Annotated in this window: 15 protein-coding genes, 1 tRNA gene and 1 pseudogene; 6 read left to right on the top strand and 11 right to left on the bottom strand. The window is 69.9% G+C overall.

Features of this window, described 5'->3' with window-relative positions; genetic code table 11:
- Positions 1 to 488: plastocyanin/azurin family copper-binding protein (locus tag ABZ818_RS18840; protein WP_361415801.1), on the bottom strand; the 488-nt coding region annotated here is incomplete at its 3' end.
- Positions 489 to 1100: 612 nt separating this feature from the next.
- On the opposite strand from ABZ818_RS18840, the gene ABZ818_RS18845 reads away from it, so the two are divergent.
- Positions 1101 to 2084 (top strand): multicopper oxidase domain-containing protein, encoded by a 984-nt coding sequence (locus ABZ818_RS18845; RefSeq protein ID WP_361415634.1) that lies wholly within the window; start codon positions 1101 to 1103, stop codon positions 2082 to 2084.
- Positions 2085 to 2465: 381 nt separating this feature from the next.
- Positions 2466 to 6401, top strand: coding sequence for a ThuA domain-containing protein (locus ABZ818_RS18850; RefSeq protein ID WP_361415636.1), 3936 nt, complete (start codon positions 2466 to 2468; stop codon positions 6399 to 6401).
- Positions 6402 to 6497: 96 nt separating this feature from the next.
- On the opposite strand, the gene ABZ818_RS18855 is transcribed toward ABZ818_RS18850, so the two are convergent.
- Positions 6498 to 6836, bottom strand: coding sequence for a GNAT family N-acetyltransferase (locus ABZ818_RS18855; RefSeq protein ID WP_361415638.1), 339 nt, complete (start codon positions 6834 to 6836; stop codon positions 6498 to 6500).
- Between the two features lie 40 nt (positions 6837 to 6876).
- On the bottom strand, positions 6877 to 7866 hold the full coding sequence (locus ABZ818_RS18860) for a pirin family protein (RefSeq protein ID WP_361415640.1): 990 nt from the start codon (positions 7864 to 7866) through the stop codon (positions 6877 to 6879).
- A 125-nt stretch (positions 7867 to 7991) separates the two neighbouring features.
- Here ABZ818_RS18860 and ABZ818_RS18865 point away from each other — a divergent pair, with 125 nt between their 5' ends.
- On the top strand, positions 7992 to 8471 hold the full coding sequence (locus ABZ818_RS18865; protein ID WP_361415642.1) for a carboxymuconolactone decarboxylase family protein: 480 nt from the start codon (positions 7992 to 7994) through the stop codon (positions 8469 to 8471).
- A gap of 21 nt (positions 8472 to 8492) precedes the next feature.
- Here ABZ818_RS18865 and ABZ818_RS18870 read toward each other — a convergent pair whose 3' ends face one another.
- The 6 genes from ABZ818_RS18870 to ABZ818_RS18895 form a co-directional block, all read right to left on the bottom strand.
- Positions 8493 to 9515 carry an acetamidase/formamidase family protein gene (locus tag ABZ818_RS18870; RefSeq protein ID WP_361415644.1) on the bottom strand — a complete coding sequence of 341 codons (1023 nt, stop codon included), beginning with the start codon at positions 9513 to 9515 and terminating at the stop codon, positions 8493 to 8495.
- Between the two features lie 51 nt (positions 9516 to 9566).
- Positions 9567 to 10988, bottom strand: coding sequence for an APC family permease (locus tag ABZ818_RS18875; RefSeq protein WP_361415646.1), 1422 nt, complete (start codon positions 10986 to 10988; stop codon positions 9567 to 9569).
- Between the two features lie 166 nt (positions 10989 to 11154).
- A tRNA-Pro gene (locus ABZ818_RS18880) sits at positions 11155 to 11228 on the bottom strand.
- Between the two features lie 75 nt (positions 11229 to 11303).
- Positions 11304 to 11939, bottom strand: a complete 636-nt coding sequence (locus ABZ818_RS18885) for an SRPBCC family protein (protein WP_361415648.1) — start codon at positions 11937 to 11939, stop codon at positions 11304 to 11306.
- Positions 11936 to 12298 (bottom strand): metalloregulator ArsR/SmtB family transcription factor, encoded by a 363-nt coding sequence (locus ABZ818_RS18890; RefSeq protein WP_361415650.1) that lies wholly within the window; start codon positions 12296 to 12298, stop codon positions 11936 to 11938. Before ABZ818_RS18890 ends, ABZ818_RS18885 begins: the two co-directional genes overlap by 4 nt.
- An 80-nt stretch (positions 12299 to 12378) precedes the next feature.
- Complete coding sequence (locus ABZ818_RS18895) at positions 12379 to 12903, bottom strand: MarR family transcriptional regulator (protein ID WP_361415652.1); 525 nt, start codon at positions 12901 to 12903, stop codon at positions 12379 to 12381.
- Between the two features lie 238 nt (positions 12904 to 13141).
- On the opposite strand from ABZ818_RS18895, the gene ABZ818_RS18900 reads away from it, so the two are divergent.
- On the top strand, positions 13142 to 13579 hold the full coding sequence (locus ABZ818_RS18900) for an SH3 domain-containing protein (RefSeq protein WP_361415654.1): 438 nt from the start codon (positions 13142 to 13144) through the stop codon (positions 13577 to 13579).
- A 163-nt stretch (positions 13580 to 13742) separates the two neighbouring features.
- Positions 13743 to 14606: a DUF2690 domain-containing protein gene (locus tag ABZ818_RS18905; RefSeq protein ID WP_361415656.1), complete on the top strand. Its 864-nt coding sequence runs from the start codon at positions 13743 to 13745 to the stop codon at positions 14604 to 14606.
- Positions 14607 to 14705: 99 nt separating this feature from the next.
- Here ABZ818_RS18905 and ABZ818_RS18910 read toward each other — a convergent pair.
- A pseudogene (locus tag ABZ818_RS18910) lies at positions 14706 to 14918 on the bottom strand (MFS transporter); the annotation flags it as partial.
- 210 nt (positions 14919 to 15128) lie between these two features.
- On the opposite strand from ABZ818_RS18910, the gene ABZ818_RS18915 reads away from it, so the two are divergent.
- A complete protein-coding gene (locus ABZ818_RS18915; RefSeq protein ID WP_361415658.1) occupies positions 15129 to 15473 on the top strand; it encodes a cupin domain-containing protein in 345 nt (114 codons plus the stop codon).
- 15 nt (positions 15474 to 15488) lie between these two features.
- On the opposite strand, the gene ABZ818_RS18920 is transcribed toward ABZ818_RS18915, so the two are convergent.
- On the bottom strand, positions 15489 to 16523 hold the full coding sequence (locus ABZ818_RS18920; protein WP_361415660.1) for a LacI family DNA-binding transcriptional regulator: 1035 nt from the start codon (positions 16521 to 16523) through the stop codon (positions 15489 to 15491).
- Between the last annotated feature and the right edge of the window lie 62 nt (positions 16524 to 16585).

Below are 16585 nucleotides of genomic sequence, written 5' to 3' on the forward strand. Positions count from 1 at the left end.
GACTCAGTGTCAGAGGCCGACACCGTCACCGTCGCACTACCCACATAGTTACCGGAAGCGTCCTTGGTCCCGGACACCGACGCCGACGTCTCCGGCGCGGTGGTGTCGCCGCCGGCTGCGGGGGTGACGACGAGTTCGCCCGTCATCGACCCGTGGCCCGGCATCGCGCAGAAGTAGCGGTACACGCCGGGCTTGAGGTTGACCTCGGCCGTGTACTTGCCCCCGTTGGAATCGAAGGGGCTCGCGAAGATGTTGAGGTTGACGTCGTTGTTGTAGTCGGAGCTCGAGACGTCGAACGTCAACGTGTGCGGCATTCCCGTGGTGTTGCCGGTCGCCGCGCTGTTCTCGAACACGATCGTCGTCGGTCCGGCCACCGCGGTCGTGGGTGCCGACACGTACTTCGTGTAGTCGTCGCCGGCCGTCCAGGTGAGCACTTGGTTCGCCGCCTTCTCGGACCCCCGGCTCGCCGCCGCGTACGCGGCCGGCACGGCCAGCGAGAAGGCTGCGAGGGCAACGGTCACCAGCGCCACCAACACCGGATGTGCGCGGAACCGGTTGCGTGGCGCCGATCTGGAGAGGGGCGGATCCGTATTGGCATGGAGCAGTCTTCTGAACACCGCTGCACCTTTCGCGAATTCGCTTGTGCGGCACCGCGCAGGGACTCGCGGTCCCGTCTAGTGGATGACCAGCCGCCAGGATGAGCGCGTCGAGGGGGTGGTCTCCCGGACCCAACCTCTCTCAAAGTGCGGCAACGTTGGGAAGCTACCGGCCTTTTGACTACTCGCCAAGGTCTATGACCACAATCGAACCAACTTTGACCTGAGTCTGGAAAAACTGGAGGGGCGCCCGCTACGGTGAGGCGGTCCCGAGGCGAATCCGTTCGCCCAGCCGTCCCGATACCCGCCGTATCCGACACATCGAGCCAAGCCGGACGGCTGCCACCGGAGTCCGATCCGACGACCGCCCCGCCTGCCCCACGGGCCCGAACGCCCCGCGCACCACCGCTCACCGCCCTGACGGGACGGCTGCCGTCGGCGGCGGCTCACATCACCACCACGCGACGCCTTCGGGCCCGCACGCGTTTCGAGGATTGGAGAACGATGACCGACTCAGGCGCAGGTACGAGACGCCGCTTCTCTCGGCGGGCCTTCGCCACCGGGGCGGCCGCCGCTGCGGTCGTACCCACGGTGCTCGGCATCACCGCAACCGCCGCCGCCCCGAAGGACAAGCCGGCGGAAGGAAGCGGTCAAGGAAACAACAAGGGCACCGTCCGCAACATGACCCTGTACATGGAGAAGCTGCCGAACGGGGAGATGGGCTACGGCCTGAAGCCGGGCGAGGCAACGATTCCCGGCCCGCTCATCGAGCTGACCGAGGGCGACACGATGCACATCGAGGTCGTCAACAACCTGGACGTCGCCGCGAGTCTGCACGTGCACGGCGTGGACTACGACGTCGCCAGCGACGGCACCAAGCTGAACGACAGCGTCGTCGAGCCGGGCGGCCGGCGGACCTACACCTGGCGCACCCACGCCTCGGGCCCGAACCACGACGGGACGTGGGAAGCCGGCAGCGCCGGCTACTGGCACTATCACGACCACAACGTGGGGACCGCACACGGCACGGGCGGCATCAAGAAGGGCCTGTACGGCCCCGTGATCGTGCGCCGCAAGGGCGACGTGCTGCCCGACAAGCAGTTCACGGTCGTGTTCAACGACATGATGATCAACAACAAGGGCGCCCACAACGCGCCCACCTTCGAGGCCGTCCGCGGCGAGCGGGTGGAGTTCATCGTGATCACACACGGTGAGTTCTTCCACACCTTCCATATCCACGGCCACCGCTGGGCGGACAACCGCACCGGGATCCTCCAGGGGCCGCAGGACGTGAGCCGGGTCATCGACACCAAGACGGTCGGCCCGGCGGACTCCTTCGGGTTCCAGGTGATCGCGGGTGACCGGGTCGGCGCGGGTGCCTGGATGTACCACTGCCACGTCCAGAGCCACTCGGACATGGGCATGGCCGGTATCTTCCTCGTGACCGAGGCCGACGGCTCGGTCCCCGGCGGCATGCCCCACCATTAGGCGCTGGACGGCAGCGGCGGGGCCCTCCGGGCTTCGCCCCCAAACCACGCCCGTCGTACCACCTGACGGTCCGACGGGCGTGTACGACTGCCGCCGGCCGGTCCTCACCCGCAAGGACTTGAGGCGAACCTGTCCTCGTCCCTCCGGCACCGTCCTTCCCGGGCCTGGTGACCGCCCGCCGAAACCCGCCTCACCCGGCGCACGCCGGGCGGGGCGTCCGCGGCAGCCCTCGCTCTACCCCCTGATCACTCTTCCGTTGTCGGATCGAGTCAAGGAGCAAGCATGGGCAAGAGAGACAGATTCGCCCTCTCACGACGAAGCGGAGCGCCGCCGTCTCATCCCGCGCGGGCCTCTGGTCACGCGTGGTCCTGGCGTCGCGCCGTGGTCCTGCTGTCCAGCGCCGCGCTGACCGTGGGACTCGCCACGCTGCCGGCCGTGGAGGCGAACGCGCAGCCGCCGGCTGAGACCGCCCAGGACGCCGGCGCCGAGAGCCAGGTGAACGTCCTGGTCTTCCACGGACCGGCCGCCAAGCAGGACGACCCCGTGAAGAAGGCCGCGGCGGCGATCGAGACCCTCGGCGAGAAGAACGGGTTCAAGGTCGTCGAGTCCGATGACGCGGGTGTGTTCACCACCGCCAGCCTCGCCAAGTACCGAGGGGTGGTGTTCCTGTCGGCCGACGGCGTGACCCTCAACGCCGACCAGGAATCCGCGTTCCAGTCGTACATCAGGAACGGCGGCGGCTTCGTCGGCGTCCACGACGCCGCCCGGGCTCAGTCCGACTCCTCCTGGTTCACCGGGCTGATCGGCAGCCGACCCGCCCTGGGCCTGCCCGACGCCGAGAAGGTCGTCGAGAGCGCGGTCAACTCGGAGAACCCGCCGAACGAGGGCAAGGACAAGCTGTTCGACGGCAAGAACGACACCAAGTGGCTGGCCCGTACGCCGACCGCCTGGGTCACCATGAAGCTGGACAAGCCGGTCGCGGTGGTCAACTACGCGCTGACCTCCGCCAACGACTTCACAGGTCGGGACCCGAAGGACTGGAAGCTCCAGGGCTCGCAGGACGGCCAGAACTGGACGACCCTGGACACCCGGAGCGGCGAGACCTTCCCGTCGCGGTTCCAGACCAGGCAGTTCCAGTTCACCAACACGCAGGCCTACCAGCACTACCGGCTGGACATCACCGCGAACAGCGGTGAGCCGCTGACCCAGCTGGCCGAGCTGCGACTGTTCAACGCCAACCCGACGCCTCCGCAGGACTCCAAGGTCCAGCAGGCCGTGGTCGACGTGACGGACCGTCAGCACCCGGCCAACAAGGGCCTGCCTCTCAACTGGACCCGCTCCGACCAGTGGATCAACTGGGACCCCAGCCCGATCGGCAAGGTCCACACCATCGCCCAGGTCGAGGAGTGGAAGTACAAGCCGGGAGTCAGCGCCAACGGCCCGTTCCACCCGATCTCGTGGTGCCGGGACTACGACGGCGGCCGGTCGTTCTACACCGGCATGGGCCGCACCGAGGAGAGCTACACCACCGACACGAAGTTCCAGAGTCACCTCCTCGGCGCCATCCAGTGGACCACCGGCATGGTCCGCGGCGACTGCCAGGCGACCATCGCGTCCAACTACAAGACCGAGCGGCTGACCGCCCAGAACCAGTCGGGGCAGCTCGACCAGATCGGTGAGCCGCACGGTCTCACCATGGCCCCCGACGGCAAGGCCTTCTACATCGGCAAGGCCGCCTGCCCGTCGGGCCCGATCAGCTCCTGGAACGACCCCAAGGTCGGTCTCGGCTGCGGCACCATCCACCAGTGGGACCCGAAGACCAAGCAGGTCAAGCTGCTCACCACGCTCGACGTGATGGGCAACCGGGGCAGCGGTGACGAGCTGGTCAAGAACGAAGAGGGTCTGGTCGGCATCACCCTCGACCCGAAGTTCGAGAAGAACGGGTGGATCTACATCTACTGGATGCCGCACGAGTCGATCGACCGCGACAAGCGGATCGGCCAGCGGACGGTCTCCCGGCTGACCTACGACTTCGCGGCCGAGTCCATCGACCAGGGCACCCGCAAGGACCTGCTGCACTGGGACACCCAGATCCACAGCTGCTGCCACGCCGGTGGTGGCATGTCCTTCGACAAGGACGGCAACCTCTACATCGGCTCCGGTGACAGCAACTCCTCCGGTGGCTCCAGCGGTTACTCCGGGAACAACTGGACCCAGGACTACAAGGGTGTCTCCTTCCAGGACGCCCGCCGCACCTCCGGCAACACCAACGACCTCAACGGCAAGATCATCCGTATCCACCCCGAGGCCGACGGCACCTACACCATCCCCAAGGGCAACCTCTTCGCGCCGGGCACGGCCAAGACCCGCCCGGAGATCTACGTGATGGGTGTCCGCAACATCGCGCGGCTCTCCGTCGACCCGGTGCACAACTGGCTGAACGCCGGCTGGGTCGGTCCGGACGCGGGAGCCTCCAACCCGGAGCTCGGCCCGGCCAAGTACGAGACGGCCACGGTCATCACCTCCGCGGGCAACCAGGGCTGGCCCTACTGCATGGGCAACCGGCAGCCGTACCGTGACCGCAGCAACACCGACGCCAGCGTCCTCACCGGCTGGTACGACTGCAACAACCTCAAGAACGAGTCGCCGCGCAACACCGGCCTGGTGGACATCCCGCCGGCCCGCGACAACATGATCTGGTACTCGCCCCAGGGCGGCGGCCCGGTCTTCCCGAAGCGCGCGGACGGCAGCGGTGTCCCGAGCTACGTGGACAGCGAGGCCACGTACACCCAGCCGTACCTCAAGGGCGGCGGCCAGGCCATCATGTCCGGTCCGACCTACCACCGCTCCCAGGTGGACACCAAGAGCGGTGTCGCCTGGCCGGCGTACTGGGAGGACAAGTGGTTCATCGGTGACGAGTCCAACGCCAACAACCGGGTCGCGGTGACCCTCGACCCCGACCGCATCAAGGACCAGGGCGCGCCGGCCTTCGGTGAGGACGTGCGCAGCATCATCGCGCCCGGCAGCGGCGCCACCCAGCTGCAGAGCTGGATGGACGCCAAGTTCGGTCCCGACGGTGCCCTGTACATGCTCGACTACGCGGGCGGCTTCTTCAGCCTGCACAACAACCAGAAGCTCATCCGCATCAGCTACCAGGGTGGCCCGGCCACCCCGAAGCCGCAGGACGCTGGGGCGCGGGTCATCACCCAGAGCAAGCCGAAGACGGTGGCCTTCTCCAGCGCCAAGACCGGCGGTGTGGCCTGGGAGTGGGACTTCGGCGACGGCAGCAAGCCCTCGCACGAGGCCAACCCCACGCACACGTACGGCGACTACGGCACGTACCACGCGAAGCTGACGGTCACCTACGCCAACGGCGAGCAGGCCACCGCGACGTTCGACGCCAAGGCGGGCTGCCCGGCTCCCGACGCCCGGCCGACCGTCAAGCTGCTCGACACCGACACGGGCGTGACCAACCAAAAGGCCGGAGGCGGCTGCACCGTCAACGACCTGATCGACGACGAGGCCTCCTGGTCGAACCACGGCGAGTTCGTCAGTCACGTCAACTCCGTGGTCAACGACCTCCGCAAGGAGGGCGTCCTCGACAACCGCGAGTCGTCGGCGATCAGCAAGGCGGCGGCGCAGAGCGAGATCGGCAAGATCGCCGGGTACAAGCCCATGTTCGACGGGACCGCGGCAAGCCTGGCCGACTGGCGGCAGGCCGGCGCCGGGAACTTCTCACTCCTGCCCGACGGCACCATGCGCAGCTCCGGCGGCATGGGCATGCTGTGGTACGCCAAGCAGGAGCTCGGGGACTTCTCGGTCAGGCTCCAGTTCCGGGACATCGCCCCGGGCACCGGCAGTGCCAACAGCGGGGTCTTCACCCGGTTCCCGGACCCGAGGACACCGCTGGCCGACCGCCCGGCCGGCAGTTGTGGGACGGTCGGCTCGGCCCGCACCGCCCCCGAGTGGGTCGCGATCTACTGTGGTCAGGAGATCCAGATCTACGACGGGGCCACGGGCGAGGTCCAGAAGACCGGCTCGGTGTACAACTTCAAGCCGGTGGGCCTGGACAAGGCGGGGGTGACCCCGAAGGGCCAGTGGAACGACTACGAGGTCCGCGTTGTCGGGCAGCACTACACGATCATCCGCAACGGCGTGGTGATCAACGAGTTCGACAACACGCCCGGCAAGTCGTCGTCCCGTGCGGGTGACCCGCCCACGGACCTGCGTCAGTTCCTCAGCGGGTACGTCGGGTTGCAGAACCACGGCAACAACGACCTGATCGAGTTCCGCAACATCCGGGTACGAACCCTGTAGCCGGACAGCAGTAGGTGCCGGGCCCGGGGCTGTCGCCCCGGGCCCGGCTCTTCTTTGTCCCGCTTCCGCGCCGGTCGGCTCGAAGCGTGCGAGCGGTCAGCCCAGTTGGGTGTCCAGCCACCGCAGGACGTCGGGGGTCACGGGGTCGGTGCTGTCGGCGAACTCCTCGTGCCTCTTCAGGAACTTGGCCACGTACGGGCAGACGGGCACGATCCGCTTCCCGGACTCGCGTACGTCGGTGAGCGCCTCCTGGACCAGTAGGGAGGCGAGGCCCTGTCCGGCGAAGGCGTCGTCGATCTCGGTGTGGTAGAAGACGCGCTGTTCACCGCGGTCGCGGTAGGCGGTCAGTCCGGCACGCTTGCCGTCGACCAGGATTTCGTAGCGGTGCTTTGCGTCTGCCCGCTGGACGGTCGGAGCGGTGGAAGGCTGGCTCATCGGGTGCCTCTCGGATGGGGTCGGTGACACGTCGAACGGATCAGTGGCGCGGTGGATTCCCGCGCGGCGTGATGACGGCGTTGGGCAGCGCGGGGGCGGGAAGCCGGTCCCCCGGGTATCCCTCGACGGCGCCGAAGCGATCGGAGGAGTTCTGCCACTCGTCCCGGGCCTTGACGATGTCCTCGTGGCTGCGCCCGATGAAGTTCCACCACATGACGATCTCCTCCTCGAACGGCGTTCCGCCGAGCAGGACCGTCCGTGCGATGTCGTCCGACTCGTTCGTCAGCGTCAGCGTGTCGACGCCCGGGTGGGCGTAGCCCATCTCGGCGGGAGCCACCAGGGTGCCGGCCAGGCGCACCTCTCCCTGGTCGACCAGGAGGCCGTGCTCGAAGCCGGGGTCCACGGGGAGCGTGAGGGCCGCGCGCGGCTGGAGGACGATCTCGGCGCCGAGCAGGGGTGTGAAGGTCCGCACCGGGGAGGCGTGGCCGGCGAGGGAGCCCAGGAAGACCCTGATCTCGGCCCCGTCGATCCGCGCGGTCTCGGGTGCGTAGTGCTGGAAGTCCCGTGCGGCGTCGCGGTGCTCCTCCGGCAGCGCCACCCACAGCTGGACGCCGTGCAGGACTGTGGTCCGCGGGGTGGAGACCTCCGAGTGGCAGATGCCGTATCCGCCGGTCATGAGGTTCAGCTCGCCGGGCCGTACGTAGGCGTGGCTGCCCAGGCTGTCCCGGTGCTCGATCTCCCCGCTGAACAGCCAGCTCACCGTCTGGAGCCCGGTGTGCGGATGCGGGGCGACGTCCATGCCGCCCGTCACCGAGACGTCGTCGGGGCCGTAGTGGTCGGCGAAGCACCAGGCACCGATCAGGGTCCGGGCGCGCTGCGGCAGGGTCCGCCGCACGGTCATCGCCCGGGGGCCGCCGAGGGGCACGTCACGCGCGGTCAGGACGTCGATCCGGGCCGCCTCGGTCGGCCGCTCGCCGTCCGCCGGCCCGCCGCAGCGCACTTCCATGGGTTTCGTCTCGGCGTTGCTCACCGTGGACCGCCTCCCTCAAGAATCGTTTTACATTCAACTATCATGCCGTGATAATAGGTCGGACGACACCGGCAGGTACACACCACGCGACAAGGGGGCCGCACAGGCCCCGGAGGAGTCCCAGGTTGAGCACCCACACGACGGAGTCCGCGACCCAACGGATCTTCATCGACAAGCAGAGCCCCATCGCCTACCACGCGCTCGTCCAGACCGCGGAAGCGGTCCGTACGGTCACCGCCGAGGCGGGGCTCGACCGGACGCTCGTGGAACTGGTCAACCTGCGCGTGTCGCAGATCAACGGCTGCGCCTACTGCCTCAACGTACACACCAGGGCGGCCGTGCGGGCCGGCGAGACCACACAGCGGATCGGGGTGCTGGCGGCCTGGCGGGACACCGAACTGTTCACCCCCGACGAGCGCGCGGCGCTCGCGCTCGCGGAGGCGACCACCGACCCCGGTGACGCGGCCCTTCAGGAGGCCGCGTACGACACGGCCCGCGAGGTGCTCACCGACGACCAGATCTCCGCCGTGATCTGGGCGGCGGTCACCATCAACGCGTTCAACCGGGTCTCGATCATGAGCAAGCATCCGGTACGGCCGCAGTAGACGGCCCCTGGCCGGGGCGGCTCAGCGGTGCCGCAGGTATTCCGCCCCCAGCGCGCGCAACCGGTCGTGGACCCCTGTGTAGGCGCGGGCGCCGCCGAGGATCCGCTTGGGCAGCTTGGCGACCATCGTGTACTGGGTGTCGCATACGTTCGCCGCCGGTGCCAGCCCGGCCTGGCTGACCAACTGGTAGGCGTCCAGCTGGTCGAGTCCCAGCAGATCCGCCGTCCACTGCACCAGGTCGTGCTGGCTGATCCGGAAGGCGTCCTCCAGCGGGCGCGCGTGGCCCGTGCTCAGCAGGAAGTCGTCGTTCTCCAGCCGCGGCACCGCGGGCGCGCCGCCCTTGACGAGATCCACGGCCACGACCGTGTTCATGGCGGTCTCCACCGCGGTTCCGCACACCTCGCCCTCACCCTGCCGGGCGTGGCCGTCCCCGATGGCGAGCATCGCGCCCTCGACGTTGACCCCGAAGTACGCGGTGGTTCCGGCGCGCAACTCCGGCGTGTCCATGTTGCCGCCGTGCACACCCGGCGAGATGGACATCAACCGTTCGCCCGCGGCGGGGGCGACGCCGACCGTGCCGTGCATCGGATCCAGCGGCAGATCCACCGCGAAGTCGCTTCGGCGGGCCTCGAACCGGCAGGTGCCGGCCTTGGCGTCGATGGCGTAGAGCCAGACCCGTTCCTCCAGCGCCGGATGCAGCATGGCGGTGGCGTGGGTGGCGGTCAGCGCGCCGAAGTGCGGGAAGGTGCTGGACACGCCCCAGTCACGGGCCGGGGAGATGTCCACGAAGTGCACCGCCAGCGCGTCGCCCGGTTCGGCGCCGGCGACGGCGATGGGACCGGTGACCGGGTTCAGGTAGGGGAAGGAGCACACCTGGCTGGGCAGGTCGGCCGTTCCGCGTACCCGGCCGCCGAAGCAGTCCTCGGTGGTCAGCTCCACGATGCTGCCGGGCCGCACCGTCACGACGGGCGACCCGCCGCCGAAGGAGTAGGCGTACCGGTCCGGGTCCGTGGGGATGCTGATCACCTGGGCGAACGTGTTCAATGTTTCTCCTTGCCTGCGGGGAATACGGGATGCGGCGTGCGCGTGCGGTGTCTATCCGTTGCGCGGCGGTGTCCCCGCCGGCTCGTCCGTGGCCTCCATGGCGGCCAGGCGCGGTCGGCGGCCGGTCAGCAGCAGCCCGGCCAGGACCACTACACCCGCACCCAGCCAGACGAACCCCAGTCGCTGCGCGGCGATGTTGGCGTTCACCACGACGTAGGCCAGGATCGCGAAGCCGATGCCGGGCGCGATCAGATGCCGCCAGTAGTCACGGCTGCGTCGGCGGATCAGGTAGTGGACGACCACGGACGCGTGCAGGACCAGGAAGGTCGTCAGCGCACCGAAGTTGATCAGAGTGCTCAGCAGAGTCACGCCGTCGTCGCGGGAGTTCATGTAGAGGCCCAGCACCAGCGAGACGGCGGCCGTGAGCAGAGTCGCGTTGACCGGAACCCGGTGCCGCGGGTGAACCCTGGCCAGGAAAGAGGGCAGTTGCCGGTCCCGTGCCATCGCGAACAGCAGGCGGGAGGTGGCGGCCTGGGCCACCAGCGAATTGGCGAAGCCCCAGGCCACGGCGGTGGCCGCGGCGGTCAGGGTGGCCAGCCACTCGCCGGAGGCCACGCGGGCCGCGTCGTAGAAGGCGGTGCCGTCGGGGTCGCCCTGGTCGATGAGCTTGTCCGGGTCGGGCACCAGCAGGGAGGCCAGCCACGTCTGGACGATGAACAGGGCGCCGGCCAGCAGCAGAGCCGCCACCATCGAACGACCGATGGCACGGGCGGATTCCTTGTTCTCCTCGGCCAGCATCGAGATGCCGTCGAACCCGAGGAAACTCAGCACGGCGATGGAGACGGCGCCGAAGACCAGCCCCCAGGAGAAGGTTCCGCCGTTGTAGACCGTGGTGAAGTCGAACCCGCGACCCTTGCCCTGGGCGAGCGCGATCACGCCGATCACCACGAAGACGGCCAGCACGACGAGTTCGGCCAGCAGCATCACCTTGTTGACCCGCGCGGTCATCTGGATGCCCGCGTAGTTGACCGCGGTGTTGAGCACTACGAAGCCCAGCAGCCAAAGCCACACCGGGACGGCCGGGACCAGCGAGTTCATGGCGATCCCAGCGATCAGGTACAGCAGTCCGGGCACCAGCACGTAGTCGAGCAGGATCATCCAGCCGGAGAGGAACCCGACGGGAGCCGCGATGCCCCGTCCGGCATACGCGTAGACCGAGCCGGACATGGGGAACGCCCGGGCCATCTGCGCGTACGACAGCGCGGTCAACATCATCGCCACCATGCCGATCGCGTAGGTCAGCGCCACCATGCCGCCGGAGCCCTGGAAGACGCTGCCGAAGATCCCGAAGGGCGCGATGGGCACCATGAACACCAGGCCGTAGACCAGCAGGTCGCGGAAGGTCAGGGAGCGGTGGAGTTCTTGCCTGTAGCCGTAGTTCTGGAGCGAGTCGGGAGGCGGATGTTCGGCCATCGCGTTCTCCTCACTGCTGGGTGCCGGAACTGCGGAGGAGAGCGTAGAGCCAGAGGACGGAAGCGTTCCGGTGAGGTCGGGCCGGGCGCCACTCGTTCCCCAAGAATGATCAAGGGGCCTTTTCAGATGTCTTCTGAAAAGGCCCCTGACCTGCGACTCCGTAAAGTCGGGACGACAGGATTTGAACCTGCGACCCCTTGACCCCCAGTCAAGTGCGCTACCAAGCTGCGCCACGTCCCGGTGCGTTCGTGCGGAGATCCGCCCGAACGCGCAGGTGAACCTTACCTTACGCGGGCGGGTGCGGCCGTTTTCCGGCTATCCCCCGGCGCCCGTGTAGGCGGCGGTGGTGCGGTCGGCGGCCTCGCGTGCGCGGGCCGGGTCCTCGCCGCTCGCGACGTTGGCCGCGTACCACCCCTCGCTGCTCGCGGCGACGAATCGGCGGCCCTCCTCGGAGCCCACCCAGGCCATGGCCTCGCGGGAGTCGACGGGAGCGCCGCTCGCCAGATGGCGGGTCAGGCCGATGAGCATCATGTCCCAGCCGACCCCGACCGCGCCGGGGCCGAACTCGCCCCACTTGGTGTCGTCGACGTGGAAGAGGTGGTCCAGCTCGAAGCGGGTGCCGCCGCCGTCCAGCGCGGTCAGGCGCAGCTCGATCCAACTGGTCTCGCCGCCGTACTCCCAGGTCGCGGCGAAGCCCTTGGGCGGGTCGCAGCGTTCGATCGTGCCGCCGGCGTTGCCCTCGAGTTGGTAGTGGCCGCCCAGGCGGAGTTCACCGGTGACGGGGAGGAACCAGCGCGGGATGCGCTCGGGGTTGGTGCAGGCGTCCCAGACGTCGTCGAGCGGGGCGCCGTAGGACTGGCTCACGGTGACCACACGGGCCTCGGCCGCCTTGAAGACGCGGCGGCCGACCCGGCGGTCGACGGCGTTGATCTGATGGGTCACGTCGATCATGGGGTGCTCCTCGGAGGGTCGTCGGCACCGCGCAGCCGGCGTTCGCGCCTGCCGCGGGCCAGCTCGGTGGCCAGCGCGTCCAGGGGCTGGGCCCAGAAGCCGCGGAACCGGTCGAGCCAGGCGTCGACGTCCTTGAGCGGTGCGGAGTTCACCGCGTACAGCCGTCGGGCGCCCTCGGGGCGGACGGTCGCGAAACCGTTCTCCCGCAGCACCTTCAGATGCTGCGACACCGCGGGCTGCGAGATCCCGAACTCCGCCGTGACGGCCTCGCAGACGGCGCCGGAGGTCTTCTCGCCGCCGGCGAGCAGTTCCAGTATCCGCCGCCGGACGGGGTCGCCGAGGACGTCGAACGCGTGCATGGCCGCCAACGTATCACCCACCACTTATATAAGTCATCACTGATACGCCGTCCGATGCGCACCTGGGGCCCCGCACACCCTCAGCGGGTGCGCCGGGTCGCCTCGGCGGCCTCGTGTTCACCCTCGACGTCCTTGGCGTGGACGAGGAAGTCGTCGACCATGCGGTGGAAGAGCGACGCGAGGCGGCGCAGGTCCTCCGGGGACCAGTCGGCCAGGGCGAGCTGCATACCGCGAGCCCCGACCTCACGGATGCGGGAGATGGCGTCCCTGCCGAGGCCGGTGAGCTGGATGCGCTGGGCACGGCGGTCGTCGGGGTCGGGAATCCGGATCACATGACCGGACCGCTCCAACTGCTGCACCGTGCGCGTGACATGGGAGGCCTCCACGCCCAGGCGGTTGGCCAGCTCCCCCGGCCGCTGCGGCTCACAGTCGGCGATCTGGCGCAGCAGGGCGACCGCCGCCCGGTCCAGCGGCACCCCGGCCAGGCTCATCAGCCTCTCGTGCTGCCGGGCCCGCGTCCCCAGATAGGTGATGCGCATCAGGGCGCGCTCGATCTCGGCCACTTCGGGCGAGACGGGTCCGGTGGGCAACGGTGGAGTGACCATACCGACAACTTTACCATATCATTGCGTTACTCAAGCAATTTGCTGTGAACCGGAGCACGGTACGGCGATGCGCGCGCGGAGCCGTCTCCCCGGCCGGCCACACCCCGGGTCTCGTCCCCGGGGACGGCGGGGACGTCCCAGGGGACGCGGGGACGGCATCGCGGAGGCGTGGCGCGGAAACGCTGGGCGGCATGCGATCACGACGCGTGGTCGCAGGAACGAAAGCCCGGAGGTTTCCATGATCCGACGGACCCTCACCAGCGGCGTGCTGGCCACGGTCGCGGCACTCGCGCTCGTGCCCACGGCGGCCGACGCCGCCCCGGTCGGCCCCGGCTCACGCCCGGCCGTGTCGGCGGTCGCCCCGCACCTGCTCCCCTCGATGCCGCCCGAGCCCGCCCAGCAGTCGCACCATGTCAACCGGTGGGCGACGCACCACCGTTCGATCCACTCCCTCGGACGTGTGGTCACACACCGCCGGGCACTGAACGTCCGCTCCGGCCCCAGCACCCGGTACCGGGTGGTCGGCGTCCGGCACGCACACCGCCTGGTGGCGCTGAAGTGCCGGACGCGCGGGTCCTGGGTGGGCGGCACGCGACAGTGGTACCGCCTCGCGCACGCACGGGGTTACGTCTCCGCGCGCTACGTGCGGGTCCGGCACACTCTGCCGTGGTGCTGACGCGCCGTCACGCGCGTACGCGGTGACCGGCCGGGCCCGTCCAGGAGCAGCGTGCTCCCGGACGGGCCGTCGGCTCGATGTGTGTCGGTGCCCTCAGCCCGGGAAACCATCCCGACAACCGGGGCGAAACGCCCAAAGCGGGAATGGAGTCGGGAGCAGCAGCATGCGGCAACCCCAAGGAACGGCAGCGTCACCCGGGCAGTTGACGACAGCCCTGCGCGAGCTGCGGGACCGTACGGGTCTGAGCCTGGCCGCCCTGGCCGCGCGCACTCCGTACAGCAAGTCCGCCTGGCACCGCTATCTGACCGGGGCCAAGCACCCTCCCCGCTCGGCCGTGGAGGCGCTCGCCCGGCTCGCGGGCGCCGATCCAGTCCCGGCGCTGGCCCTGTGGGACGCCGTCGGCGAGTGCTCTTCCGCGGCCGCCGAGCCCGGCTCCGGGCCTGATTCCGATCCCGGACCCGAGCCCGAACCCAGACCCGAGCCCAGACCCGAGCCCGTCCCCCGGCCCGAGTCCGAGTGCGAGTCCGAGCCGGCCGATCCGCCCAGGACGCGGGTGGGATGCCTGCCGCTGCTGACGGCTCTCACCCTGCCCGCCGCGGTCACCGCGGTGGCCGCGGTCCTCCTCACACCGTCCCCCGGCAAGCCACCGGGCGCCCGGGTGATGATGACGTCGCCACGCTGCCACGGCGCCTCCTGTCAGGGCGAGTTGCCCGATGCCTCGGCCTGCGCCGGGGACGCGCGCACCCAGAGCGCCGTGGCCGGCTCGACGTACACCGTGCGGCTGCGGTACTCGTCCTCCTGCCGTACCGCCTGGTCCCAGGTGCAGGTACGGGGCGCGGTCGCCCGGGAGATCTCCGTACGGATGGGCGGGAACGTCCTGTCCGCCACCTATGCCGCCGACGACACCAGCGGCGACACGAGCCCCATGCTCAGCGTCTCCTCCCCACGGGGTGTGGAGGCCTGCGCCGAGGTCGAGGGGAAGTTGGCCTGCACCGGCCTGGACCCCGACGCGCCGGACCACCCGTGACGCCCCCGGGGAGGGCGGGAGTGTCAGCTCGCGGCCAGGAGGTCCTGGCGGGGGCTGCTCTGCGCGGGGTTCCTCGGGGCGCGCGGGGTTCCTCGGGGCGCGCAGGCCTGCGATTCCGATGAAGACCATGGAGGAGACACCGGCCAGGGCGAAGGCCGTGAAGCCCCGGTCGTCGCGGTCGGCGGCCAGCAACCGGCCGCCGAGCCAGGGACCGAAGACGGCACCGAAGCGGCCCATGCCGGAGGTCCAGCCGACGGCGGTGGCGCGGTTTCCGGCGTTGGAGCGGATGGAGACCGTGGCGTAGATCGCGGTGGGCAGCAGACCGCCGGGGCCGACGCCCGCGATGGTCCGGCCGAGGCCGAACACCGCGACGCTGCCGGAGACCGCGCACAGGCCGGAGGCCAGGGAGACCTCATACATGCCGGGCTTCCCGCCGGATGCGACGAAGTGTCCTCGGGCCGGGGCCGATCCCCCACACTCTGTCGGCCATCCCGTGCCGTCCGCCCCGGCTAGGGTCACGGCATGACGCACAGTTTTGTTCTGCACGTTCCCGACGCCGACCTCGTGCCCGAGCCGCTCGAGCCGGAGCAGATCGTCTCCGGGACGCCCGAGGTGACCGGCAAGGTGGTCTGGGAGTCGGCCGACGGCCGGCAGATCCGCGGGATCTGGCAGATCACCCCCGGGGTCGTCACCGACACCGAGGCGGACGAGTTGTTCGTGGTGATCAGCGGCTCGGCGACCATCGAGGTCGAGGGCGGGCCGACCCTGCGCGTCGGCCCCGGCGACATGGCGGTGCTGCGCGAGGGCGACCGCACGACGTGGACGGTGCACGAGACGCTGCGCAAGGCGTACGCGATCAACCTGTGAGGCCCGCCGCGGGGTTCAGCCGGCCACCGGGTGCGGCGGCATGTTGTACGGGGTCACCACCTGGATCGCCGACGGAAGCGTCGGTCCGGCGGGCGGCAGGGCGCCGTGGGCCCGCATCACCAGGTGGCAGGCCTCCCGCATGTCCTGCCGCAGGTCGTGGTGGAGCACGGCGGACAGGCGGTGCTCGCGCAGCAGGCGGGTGTTGTCCTGGTCGAGGTCGTGCGCGATGAACACCGCGCACTCGCGGCCGAGGTCCGCGAAGGCCCGCAGGGTGGCGATGTTGCCGCCGCCGATCGAGTAGACCGCGCGGATCTCCGGGTCGCGTTCCAGGGCGGCCCGCACGAGGTCGTACTGCGTGGCGTCCAGGCCCTGCCCCTCGGCGATCTCCACCAGCGCCCGCCGGGGGTGGCGGGCGCGCATGGCGCCGCGGAAGCCCATCTCGCGTTCCTCCTCGTTGCGGAAGAAACCGCTGCTGAGGCTGGTGAGCACATTGCCCGGCCGGTCGCCGAGCCACTGGCCCATCAAGTACGCGGCCGTCGCGCCCGCCGCCCGGTTGTCGCTGCCGACGTAGCCGAGCCGGGCGCTGGCGGGCAGGTCGGTGACCAGGGTGACGACCGGGATGCCGGCCGCCACCAGCCGGCCGACCGCTGCGGTGACCTCGGGGACGTCCGGGGCCTTGAGGATCACGCCCTGCGAGCCGCGCCGCGCGATCCGGTCGAGTACGGCGATCTGCTCGCGCACCGGACCGGTCTCGCGGAAGTGGAAGCGGCAGCGCACCACGGCCGGGTGCAGGGAGGGCAGTTCGGCCTCCAGGGCGGTCCGTACGGCGGTGCTGAACCGCTCGGGCGCCTGCATCACGATGTCGACCATGAAGGTGCGGCCCACCAGCCGGACCTGGGTGCGCTGCCGGTCGAGGTCGGCGATGGCCCGGCGCACCTCCCGCGCGGTGCTCTCCCGCACCCCGCCGCGGCCGTTGAGCACCCGGTCGACGGTGGCCTCGCTCAGCCCTGCCTGACGTGCTATCTCGCGGATCGGGAAGGGGTGACCCATGCGCAGGCTCCTTGGGTGGGTCCCTGAGGGGTTTTTGATGGCTTGCTGCTGGTTGTTCGAGG

This window comes from Streptomyces sp. NPDC047453, assembly GCF_040643155.1.
Taxonomy (GTDB): Bacteria; Actinomycetota; Actinomycetes; order Streptomycetales; family Streptomycetaceae; genus Streptomyces.